The 11,001-nt window shown below is 41.9% G+C and carries 11 protein-coding genes; 2 read left to right on the plus strand and 9 right to left on the minus strand.

Features of this window, described 5'->3' with window-relative positions; genetic code table 11:
• Positions 1-166 precede the first annotated feature (166 nt).
• Positions 167-634, plus strand: a complete 468-nt coding sequence (locus tag DMZ48_RS03975; protein WP_143953787.1) for a CBS domain-containing protein — start codon at positions 167-169, stop codon at positions 632-634.
• Between the two features lies 1 nt (position 635).
• Here DMZ48_RS03975 and DMZ48_RS03980 read toward each other — a convergent pair whose 3' ends face one another.
• From DMZ48_RS03980 to DMZ48_RS03990, 3 genes are all read right to left on the minus strand, one after another.
• Positions 636-989 (minus strand): hypothetical protein, encoded by a 354-nt coding sequence (locus DMZ48_RS03980; RefSeq protein WP_143953788.1) that lies wholly within the window; start codon positions 987-989, stop codon positions 636-638.
• Positions 990-1,115: 126 nt separating this feature from the next.
• Positions 1,116-1,673, minus strand: coding sequence for an HNH endonuclease (locus DMZ48_RS03985; protein WP_143953789.1), 558 nt, complete (start codon positions 1,671-1,673; stop codon positions 1,116-1,118).
• Positions 1,674-1,702: 29 nt separating this feature from the next.
• Positions 1,703-3,226, minus strand: coding sequence for a bifunctional GNAT family N-acetyltransferase/carbon-nitrogen hydrolase family protein (locus DMZ48_RS03990; RefSeq protein WP_143953843.1), 1,524 nt, complete (start codon positions 3,224-3,226; stop codon positions 1,703-1,705).
• A gap of 192 nt (positions 3,227-3,418) precedes the next feature.
• Here DMZ48_RS03990 and DMZ48_RS03995 point away from each other — a divergent pair, with 192 nt between their 5' ends.
• Complete coding sequence (locus tag DMZ48_RS03995; protein WP_143953790.1) at positions 3,419-3,754, plus strand: single-stranded DNA-binding protein; 336 nt, start codon at positions 3,419-3,421, stop codon at positions 3,752-3,754.
• A gap of 62 nt (positions 3,755-3,816) precedes the next feature.
• Here DMZ48_RS03995 and DMZ48_RS04000 read toward each other — a convergent pair whose 3' ends face one another.
• From DMZ48_RS04000 to metG, 6 genes are all read right to left on the minus strand, one after another.
• Positions 3,817-3,996, minus strand: coding sequence for a hypothetical protein (locus tag DMZ48_RS04000; protein ID WP_143953791.1), 180 nt, complete (start codon positions 3,994-3,996; stop codon positions 3,817-3,819).
• A 76-nt stretch (positions 3,997-4,072) separates the two neighbouring features.
• Positions 4,073-4,603, minus strand: coding sequence for a ferritin (locus DMZ48_RS04005; RefSeq protein ID WP_143953792.1), 531 nt, complete (start codon positions 4,601-4,603; stop codon positions 4,073-4,075).
• Positions 4,604-4,691: 88 nt separating this feature from the next.
• Positions 4,692-5,540 carry a phosphatase PAP2 family protein gene (locus tag DMZ48_RS04010; RefSeq protein ID WP_242009096.1) on the minus strand — a complete coding sequence of 283 codons (849 nt, stop codon included), beginning with the start codon at positions 5,538-5,540 and terminating at the stop codon, positions 4,692-4,694.
• Positions 5,541-5,558: 18 nt separating this feature from the next.
• The gene (locus DMZ48_RS04015; protein WP_143953794.1) at positions 5,559-7,682 is read right to left on the minus strand and encodes a Tex family protein; all 2,124 of its coding nucleotides are present in this window, start codon (positions 7,680-7,682) and stop codon (positions 5,559-5,561) included.
• 35 nt (positions 7,683-7,717) lie between these two features.
• Positions 7,718-8,620 carry a histone deacetylase family protein gene (locus DMZ48_RS04020; protein WP_143953795.1) on the minus strand — a complete coding sequence of 301 codons (903 nt, stop codon included), beginning with the start codon at positions 8,618-8,620 and terminating at the stop codon, positions 7,718-7,720.
• A 17-nt stretch (positions 8,621-8,637) separates the two neighbouring features.
• Positions 8,638-10,710 (minus strand): methionine--tRNA ligase, encoded by a 2,073-nt coding sequence (metG, locus tag DMZ48_RS04025; protein WP_143953796.1) that lies wholly within the window; start codon positions 10,708-10,710, stop codon positions 8,638-8,640.
• Positions 10,711-11,001 lie beyond the last annotated feature (291 nt).

The following is an 11,001-nucleotide window of genomic DNA, read 5'->3' on the forward strand; positions in this document are numbered from 1 at the left end:
TAGGACTTAGTTTTCGAAGTGGAAACGGGAGTACGCTTCATTTTGATAAATCCTAAAACGTTGAATTATTCTCTAAATTAGGCAATTACATTAAGAATTTTGTATTTTAATTGGTAAATATTAACTAACTTTATAAGCAACCAATACCAATTAAAAATTTTAGAACATGGGAATTAAAAGTTTTCAAGGCGCGAGAGAAGAGGTGAAAAAAGAGTATAAAGCACCTATTTTAGTAGAGGATTACATGACGAAAAACCTCGTGATCTTCCACCCGAATCAGTCGGTATTGGAAGTAATGGAACTTTTTATCAAACACAGAATTTCCGGTGGGCCTGTATGTAATGACAATGGCCATTTAGTGGGCATGATCTCAGAGGCAGATTGTATGAAATCCATATCGGAAAGCAGGTATTTCAATATGCCGATACTGGATAAAAGTGTTTCCAGATTTATGACGACGGAGGTAGAGACCATCCGTCATGATATGAATATATTTGATGCAGCATCACAGTTCTACAAAAACAATCGTCGAAGAATACCGGTATTGGAAGAGGGTAGATTGGTAGGGCAGATCAGCAGAAAGGATATTCTGGTAGCCGCATTAAAGCTCAATGCTCAGAATTGGGGAAATTGAGCTAAGATGAAGACTTCCTGACCAACATAAAATAGTCATTTTCCAAAGGCAGATAACCGAGGTCATAGACGAAATAGTAGGTACTGCCTTTTTTTGTGGTATAGATGCTGGTAAAGACCTCAAAATCGAATCCTTTGTCGAACATTTTGATCTTACTGGCTTTAGATTTACCGTCCGGATTGAGCTCTGTAAGTATCCTGTAGTTCTTACGCAACCGGTTATTGGTATTACGTATAAGATTACTACTGTCTTTATTCAATTTATTATTATAGGCGTTACGACATTGGTCGCAACAGAATTTTTTATCTGCGCGACCAATGACTTTTTCGCCACATTCCGGGCATAATTTATCCATATGACTTGGGTTTGCACATGTTAGCTGTGATATTTTCAGATTATTATGACCAGTTTATAGTCAATGTCCGAGCTACACCCGCTTTCCCTGCCAAATTTCGAAATCACCCGGTTTACACCGGATTCATTAGGGTTTTACATTTCCCCAGTTTTCTCCTGATTTAATACGGTATAACTGCATTTCAGAGATGCCGAACTGTTTAGCGATCATTTTCATACGCGTTCTTCGGTTCGGATCGTTGATCTTTCTTTTGATCAGCTTTACCTTGGCTTCGGTAAGTTTGGCATAACTACGATGCGTTTTCTTCTTTTCCTTAGCCTCAATAACCTTCGGGTTATTGCTGTTATGCGCGGTAAGTTCTGAACGTGTGGCCCAACCCAGGTTGGAGATCACATTGTTCTTTTTGTCATAGTCTTTGTGAAATACAAAGCTCTTTTCTTCGGGGTTTTCAAGGAAGAGTTCAGCAACGGCTCTATGTATATACACAAGATCGTTCTTTTTGTCTTGCTTGATCGCAGTGATCACAGAGTAGCCTCCTACAGATCCAGGCTCGATCAACTCGCCTTTTTCATTGTATTTGAAACTGATTACTCTGCCATAATTGGAAATCTTGTACTTTTCGTTTGATCGCCAGTTCTCTCTATGAAGGTCTTTCCAGACTTCATTCTTTAAATTGATTATCATTTTATAGGTTCTAAGGGGGATTAAAAAATCTAATTTACAAGTTTTATTTGATATAAGTCTTTTCTTCTGTCTTTTAATGTTCTCACACTGCCGTGCTCATGTAACTCCTTGAGAAGGTCGAGATCGGCGTCTACTATTAACGTCATTTCTGTATTGGGTGTTGCCTCTGCTTTGATCCCATTATTCGGAAATGCAAAGTCGGATGGAGTAAATACTGCAGCCTGAGCATATTGGATGTCCATGTTGTTTACCCTGGGTAAATTCCCGACACAACCCGCTATAGCGACATAGCATTCGTTTTCAATGGCTCTTGCCTGTGCACATCTTCTTACTCTGGTATACCCATTCTGCGTGTCGGTTAGGAAAGGTACGAAAAGGAGCTGCATTCCCTGTTCAGCAAGAATCCTTGAATGCTCCGGAAATTCAACATCATAACATATGGCAATTCCGATCTTTCCGCAATCCGTATCGAATGCTCGAATATGATCACCACCTGTCATACCCCAATGGGCAATTTCATTAGGAGTAATATGTATTTTTGTGTACATTTCTGAAGTTCCATCTCTTTTGCAGAGAAAGCCAACGTTCAGTAACTTTCCATCTTCCAGCCAAGGCATACTTCCGGTAATGATGTTTATGTTATACGAAATGGCAAATTCCTGAAATTTTTGACGTATTGGATCGGTATATTTCGATAATTCCCTGATCGCATCAGCTTCATTTAAATGATTGTAATCGGCCATCAGCGGAGCTGTGAAAAGCTCCGGGAAGAGTGCAAAATCACTTTCATATCCCGATACGGCATCGATAAAGAATTCCGCTTGTTCAAAAAGGGCATCCAGATCTGCCAATGGTCGCATCTGCCATTGAATAAGTCCTAGTCGTACTACCGATTTCTTCGAATTGATGAATTTCGGACTTGCTTCGTAGTAGATGTTGTTCCACTCCATTAAAACGGCATATTCCTGAGAACTTGTATCTCCTTCCAAATAATTTTTCATGATCTTCTCAACATGAAAGTCATTACTCAGTTGAAAGGCGAGTACAGGATCGAATAATTCTTTCATTCGAACCTTTTCGATGTATTGTTTCGGAGTAATCTCCGAAGCATATTTGCTGTAATGCGGAATTCTTCCTGCAAACATGATCGATTTAAGATTCTTTTGTTCACAGAATTCCTTTCTTTTATCATAGAGCCTTCTTCCAAGTCTTAATCCGCGATAATTTGGATGGATGAAAACATCGATACCATATAAAACATTACCGGCAGGATTATGAGTGGAAAAGGTGTCATTACCGGTGATCTCCTCATACGTGTGGTGTTCACCGATATCTCTTTCATCAAGCATTAGAGACAGTGCAGAACCCACGACTTTTCCATCGACCACGACCACTAGCTGACCTTCGGGAAATATGCTGAGAAGACGCTGAATCTGGTGCTCCTCCCAATACATTTCATCAAGCTCGCTATAGGCTTCTATCATCGACTTCTTTAGTTCAAGATAGTCTTCGATATGTAGATTTCGCAATTCTATTTTATTGATCACTTCCATATTTCTAATCATCCATTGCATTGAAAATTAGTCGTATACAAACGACAGCAAACGACTACAAACGGGTGTAAACGAAAGTAGCCGACTAATAACCGGATAAATGTTGTGGCTTGAACAATCTTTGTGTTGGAATAGATTGTGAGCCGAAGTTAAAAAAAGAAAAATCAATTATCAATATTTAATCAATTTATTATGAATGCTTTAAGAAATAGAGTGCAGTTAATCGGAAATCTGGGTTCAAATCCTGAAATTTTTAACATTGACGGGGGTGGTAAAATGGCAAAGTTCAATATGGCCACCAACGAACGTCATAAGAATTCCGACGGTGAATGGGTCAGTGAAACCCAGTGGCATACCGTGGTTGCTTTCGGAAAATTGGCTGGAATCATCGAAAAACATCTGGCAAAAGGGTATGAAGTTGCAGTCGAAGGTAAATTAAGATCACGTAGCTATGACGGTAAGGATGGCGTACGCAGGTATGTGACCGAAATAAGCTGCAATGAATTATTGATGCTTAAAAAATCCTAGTTCGTAGTCGCTGAAAGGCCGGGATCACAGGCTGGCATTTGCCGGTCATCCCGGCTTTCTTTTTAAGCCGCATGCTTTTTGAGAAGATCAAAACAAGGGCATTTTTTACAGCGCTTGTTCTCTCCTTTTTTGTATTTCTTACAACATTTGGATTTTACAGACTTAATTTCCCTGAGGTCTTCCAGTCGGGTAGCTTGTAACAGCTTCTCCTTTTCTTTCTTTTCCTTTTTCTTCTTGCCCAAGGTGCCGTGATTTTTTAAGTGCACGGCAAATATATTTATTTATATTAAATCTAAATAAATTTTAACATCAATAAATTCAGTCCTTTGCAGGAGCCACGGAAGCACTTGCAGAAGCTCTTGTGGTGATCTGTTGAATATCGCGGTCAAAGAGGTAGAGTCCGCCTTTGTCATCCCCGATCAAATTGATCTTATCGAGAATAGTTTTAGCCATTGCTTCTTCTTCGATCTGCTCTGCAACATACCACTGAAGGAAATTATGAGTCGCATAATCTTTTTCTTCCAGCGTAATATGAACGAGATCGTTTATACTGCCTGATACAAAAACCTCATGATCATGAAGTAACTGGAACATTTCCTGAAAGGAGTTAAAAGTTACTCCGGGAGCTTTGAGTGCCGAGATCTGAGCATGTCCGCCTCTTTCATTGATGAACTTGACGAGTTTAAGCATGTGTTCTCTTTCTTCATCAGATTGAGCATACATGAAATCCGCAACTCCCTCTAAACCTTTTACTTCGGCCCAGCAGGCCATGGCAAGGTAGATCTGGGAAGATTCCGCTTCTACTTTTACCTGATTGTTAAGTGCGTCTTCTATCTTTTTGCTAAGCATAGTTGTTGTTTTTTACTAAAGTTAAAATTAAACCCTGTAAAATCCAATGTCAATGTCGAGGAGACACTAATTTAAAATCAGTCTATTCTTAGAAAATAAGTGCGACACCGATCGTTCCAGGTCCGGCTTTGAAATTCCAACTTACCTGATTTCTGCGGTCGTTGTACTTTTCTTCATATTTACTGTCTAGATATTTATCAACGGCCTCCACGGTAGCAATGCTCAAAGCAACACCTAATGCAACATCGGTCAGCCAGTGTGCATCAGCCCATAATCTGGATACCCCTGGTACCAGGCCTATTGTATAGATTCCGGCTTTAACCCATGGATTGCTGAATTGTTTTGCAATTGCATAGGCATTGGTGAATGCCAGTACGGTATGTCCCGACGGGAAAGAATGATAGCCAGCATAGGAGGAAAAAGGATAGAAATCATTCTTATCCTTTCCGGATGACGGTCTGGCTCTTCCGAAGGCTGTTTTACTCAATTGCTGAAGAAAACCCGCAGCAGATGCAGACGTGATCAATAAAACTCCGGTTCTGCGTAATTTTTCATTTTTCAATGCAAGACCGGTGATATAAACAGCTCCCGTAAGCATGAAGTTGTTTTGTGGACTCCCGTAATACCATCCATAATTCTTGATCACTTCCGGGACATCTTCAGCATGATTTAGGAAGAACTCTCGGGAATGTTCGTCGAATGTGTATAGTATACCTGCACCGGCAGCTACCCCTCCAAAAGTCAGCCATTGTTGTTGTTCCCAATGAAATGGTCTGGAATAGGAGAAAAGGATTCCTTTGAAGATATTCTCGGCATCATATGTGAGCATTTGCCATCGGGTGGCATCAGGAGTGATGCGTTTGTATTTGTCGAGTTGTCCGTATGATAGTCCTGTTAGTACCAACATCAGGACAAGAGTGATCGTTCTTTTATTCATAGCAGGAGGTTCCATTAGTTAAAAATTCATAGATAATTGTATTCGCTTGCGATCAAGGTCTACCTCTTCAACCCTGACGCGTACCTGTTGTTGTAAACCAACAACTTCATTGACATCACTTACATATCCATCCGTGAGTTTTGATATATGTACCAGTCCGCTTTCCTTAATACCGATATCGACAAAGCATCCGAAATTGGTAATATTGTTTACAATGCCAGGAAGAACCTGTCCGATACGAAGGTCATTAATCGTACGGATATCCGGGGCAAATTCAAAGACCTTTGCTTTCTGGCGCGGGTCTAATCCGGGTTTTTCAAGTTCTTTCAGGATATCTTTCAGAGTGTAAACTCCGGCTTTTCCGGAACTGTATCTTTCAGGGTCTATCTTTTGAAGCACTTCTTTATTGCCTATGAGCTTATCGATGCTTGTGCCCAGATCCTTTGTGATCTGATTTACGATTGAATAACTTTCGGGGTGCACCGCAGAATCATCCAGAGGATTTAATGGATTCTTGATACGAAGAAAGGCCGCCGCCTGTTCGTAGGCTTTGTTTCCTAATCTTTTTACTTGCTTTATGGATTCGCGATCCTTAAAAGCTCCGTGCTCATTTCGGTATTCCACGATATTCTCTGCCAGTTTAGGTCCGATACCGGAAACATAGCTAAGCAAAGCTTCACTGGCCGTATTAACGTTTACTCCCACCTTATTAACACAACTGGCTACCACGGTGTCGAGTTCCTGTTTTAATTTCGACTGATCTACATCATGCTGATACTGGCCTACGCCTATTGATTTGGGATCTATTTTTACCAATTCTGCCAGCGGATCCGATAAGCGTCTTCCGATAGAAACCGCACCTCTGACAGTTACATCATAATTTGGGAATTCCTGTCTGGCGATCGGCGAGGCTGAATATACCGAGGCACCGGCCTCACTTACCATAAATACTTCAACATCCTTTTCGAAACGTATGCGTTTAATGAGTTGTTCAGTTTCCCTTGAGGCCGTTCCGTTCCCGATCGAAATCGCTTCTATCTTATAGGCATTGACCAAGGTGTTGATCTTTTTGATGGCTTCTGCAGATTTATTGGCAGGTGGATGCGGATAGATCGTTTCATTATGCAGTAATTCACCCTGTGCATCCAGGCACACGATCTTACAACCGGTTCTGAACCCGGGATCAATTGCGAGAATTCGCTTTTCACCGAGAGGAGGACTCAGCAGTAACTGTCGCAGGTTTTTGGCAAAAACCCCGATCGCAATTTCATCTGCCTGAGATCGGGCGTTCGCTAGCGTTTCATTCGAGATCGCCGGAGCCAGTAATCTTTTATAACTATCAGCCACAGCCAGAATGATCTGTTCCGCACAGGCATTGTCTGACCTGAGGACCCTGTCTTCGATATACTGGAGGGCACGATCGGTATCGATCTCCACTTTCATTCTGAGGTAACCTTCTCTTACTGCCCTTAGCATTGCCAATAATCGGTGTGAAGGACAACGTTTTAAGGGTTCCGACCAATCGAAGTAATCCCTGTAGTTGGCGGCGCCTTCCTCTTCAGCTTTTGTTTTTATAACCTTTGTAGTGACCACCGCAGATCTTTCAAAGGTATTTCGAAGATAGTTCCTTATATCGATACGTTCACTGATCCATTCTGCAATGATATGCCTTGCTCCTTCAAGAGCAGCTTCTGTACTGTCGATATCTTTATTCAGAAATCGAGAGGCCGCTTCTTCAGGATCACGACTGTTCTGAGACATAATGATCTTTGCCAGTGGTTCGAGTCCGAAGTCTCTTGCAACAGCAGCCTTACTTTTTTTCGACCGTTTATAAGGTAAGTAAAGATCTTCCAGACGAATCAGGTCTTCAGCTTCAATAATTTGTACTTTCAGCGCTTCTGTTAATACCTGTTGTTCTTCCAGGCTGTTCAGAATGGATTCACGTCTTTTCTCCAGATCTTCATAAGATTTTTTAAGTTTTGCGATCAGTTCGATCTCGGTTTCATCCAGATTTCCGGTAGCTTCCTTACGGTATCTTGCGATAAACGGGATCGTACAGTCTTCATTCAGCAGATTTACAGTATTGGCTATCTTTTTAGATGCCAGTCCGGAATGCTTTTCAATATAGGCGGTGATTTCCATTTGAATTTCAACGTTTATAAGTAGGGTTGTATCTTTTAAAAATAAAGGCTTTGCGCAAGACGGAATGTATTGGAATGTGCTTCTATGATCACTTTTATGTCCGGTGAATAACCTCCTCCCATACTACATTGAACAGGAATACCATAATCTCTGCAAGTTTCCAGAACATATGCGTCTCGCTGTCGACATCCATCTATACTCAATCCCAGTTTTCCCAGTTTGTCGGATGCGATGACATCAACTCCACAAAGATAAAATATAAAATCGGGCTCTATTGTCTCCAGTAAGCCGGGTAAGATACTTTGCAGTATCTTCAGGTATTCTTCATCCCCGGTGTTATCACTTAGCTCTATGTCGAGATCACTCTGTTCTTTCTTAAACGGGTAGTTGTTCTTGCCGTGCATCGAGAACGTAAAAACATCCGGTTCGTCAGTAAAGATCTCTGCGGTACCGTTTCCCTGATGTACATCAAGATCGATAATCAGAATTCGGTTTGCCTTTTTGTGATGTAACAAATAAGCGGCTGCGATCGCCTGATCGTTTAATAGACAAAAGGCCTCTCCGTGATCTGAATATGCATGGTGTGTTCCTCCGGCGATATTCATGGCAATGCCATATTCCAGAGCGTACTCGCATCCTTTTATGGTGCCACCGGCAATGGTGATTTCGCGTTCCACGAGTTCCGCGGATAAGGGGAATCCTGTCTTTCGGGACGCACGGGCATTTAAGGAAAGGTTTTGAAGATCATTATAATATTCAGCGGTGTGAACTCTCAGAATATCTTCATCAGCGGCTGGTTCCGCGGTAAAAAAATTGGCTTCCGTACAACAGCCCTCGTGTAAGAGCTGTTGCGGAAGTAATTCATATTTGATCATGGGAAACCTGTGACCTTCCGGTAAGGGATGTTTATAAACAGGATGCCAGGCGATCTTTAACATGTATGCTTTGGAAACGATTAACGAATTTCGGAACCGTTGGCTACATCGGTTTCATCCGGATTGACAAATACGATCTTACCGTCTTTATTTTCTGTCATCAGGATCATACCCTGACTCTCAACTCCTCTTAATTTTCTTGGAGCCAGGTTCACTAGTACAGTGACTCTTTTTCCAATGATCTCTTCAGGTTTAAAACTATCAGCGATACCTGAAACAATCGTACGGGTATCGATGCCGGTATCAACCTTAAGCACCAGTAATTTATTAGCTTTCGGCATTTTTTCAGCTTCCAGAATGGTACCGGTACGCATATCCAGTTTGATGAAATCATCGTATGTGATGGTTTCCTTTTGAGGTTCAGCTTTTTTAGCGGCATTTTCATTTGCCTTCTTGGTGTTTTCAAGACGTTCCAGTTGTGCATCGATCTTATCATCCTCTATTTTGGAGAATAATAGTTGCGATTTTCCGGTAGTGCTTCCTGCGGGAAGAAGGATTTCCTTCGTGGATACTTCATCCCAGGTTGGAGCGCTGTTCTCTTGACCGAGCATCTCTTTTAATTTAGATGCAGTGTAAGGCAGGAAAGGTTCACTTAATACACCCAACGCACTTGCGATCTGTAAGGCTATGTACATGATGGTCTGGACTCTTTCCGGATCGTTTTTGATCACCTTCCATGGTTCCTCATCAGCCAGGTATTTATTTCCTAGCCTGGCTAAATTCATCAATTCCTGAGAGGCCTCGCGGAATCGGTATCTTTCGATAGAACTACCGATGATCTCAGGGTACTTTTTGAGTTCATTCAGTGTGTTTGTATCTATATCGGTGAAGGTTGAAGGAGTGGGAACTCCACCCTCATAATATTTTGAGGTTAACACGATCACCCTGTTGATGAAATTTCCGAGAATGGCGACCAGTTCATTGTTATTACGCGCCTGAAAATCTTTCCAGGTGAAATCGTTATCCTTCGTCTCCGGTGCGTTCGCGGTAAGTGTGTATCGAAGTACATCCTGCATTTCCGGGAAATCCTGCAGATATTCATGAAGCCAAACCGCCCAGTTCTTGGAGGTCGATAATTTATTGCCTTCCAGATTCAGGAATTCATTGGCAGGTACATTTTCCGGAAGTATATATTCACCATGAGCTTTAAGCATACTTGGGAAAATGATGCAATGGAATACGATATTATCTTTTCCGATGAAATGAACCAGTTTTGTGTTTTCATCCTTCCAGTATGGCTCCCAGTCTTTACCTTCTCGCTCTGCCCATTCTTTGGTCGAAGAGATATAACCTATTGGTGCATCGAACCATACATATAGCACTTTTCCTTCTGCTCCTTTAACAGGAACAGGAATACCCCAGTCAAGATCCCGGGTAACGGCACGTGGCTTTAATCCGTCGTCGATCCAGCTCTTTACTTGTCCGTATACATTGGGTTTCCAGTCTGCTTTATGTCCTTTAAGGATCCATTCCCTGAGGAAGTCCTCATATCGATCTAATGGAAGAAACCAGTGTTTGGTCTCTTTTAGTACTGGCTTGGATCCGGTAATGGTTGAAACAGGATTGATGAGGTCGGTGGCATTTAAGGAACTACCACATTTTTCACATTGATCTCCATAAGCTTCTTCATTGCCACATTTCGGACAGGTACCGATCACAAACCGATCGGCAAGGAATTGTTTAGCCTCCTCATCATACAATTGTTCAGTTACCTCTTCGATAAACTTATCTTCTTTATACAATGTGGCGAAAAAATCAGATGCAGTTTTATGATGGATCGCTGCTGAAGTCCGTGAATAATTATCGAATGAAATACCGAATTCCGCAAAGGAATCCTTAATTATATGATGATATTTATCGATGATCTCCTGGGGCGAAACTCCTTCTTTCTTTGCCTTCATCGGTATAGCCACACCGTGTTCATCACTTCCGCAGATAAATGCAACGTCATTTCCTTTCATTCGAAGGTAACGTGCATAGATGTCAGCAGGAACGTACACTCCCGCAAGATGGCCGATATGAATCGGACCGTTGGTGTAGGGAAGTGCTGCAGTAATGGTATATCGTTGTGAACCTTGCTTGTTTTCGCTCATTTTATAGGAGTTTAGCTCATTTTTAATCAAGCCACAAAAATAGTGAATTTGGAGTGAGAAGAAGAAGCGAGAAAGAATAAATTATTTAGTGACGTGTACCTGGCGGTGCTTAGTGTCGATCCTGATCGCTGGCGCGATCAGTTCTCTAGTGTCGCGGTTTGTTTTGCTGGCGCAAAACTCCCTTAAGTGACCTTACTGCTCGCTTCCCTTTGGGTCGCATTGCCTTTTCGGGATTCCTTTCGGGCCCGCTTCCCTTTGGGTCGCATTGCCTTTTCGGGATTCCTTTCGGGC

The sequence above is a fragment of the Robertkochia solimangrovi genome (assembly GCF_007279655.1).
Classification (GTDB): Bacteria; Bacteroidota; Bacteroidia; order Flavobacteriales; family Flavobacteriaceae; genus Robertkochia; species Robertkochia solimangrovi.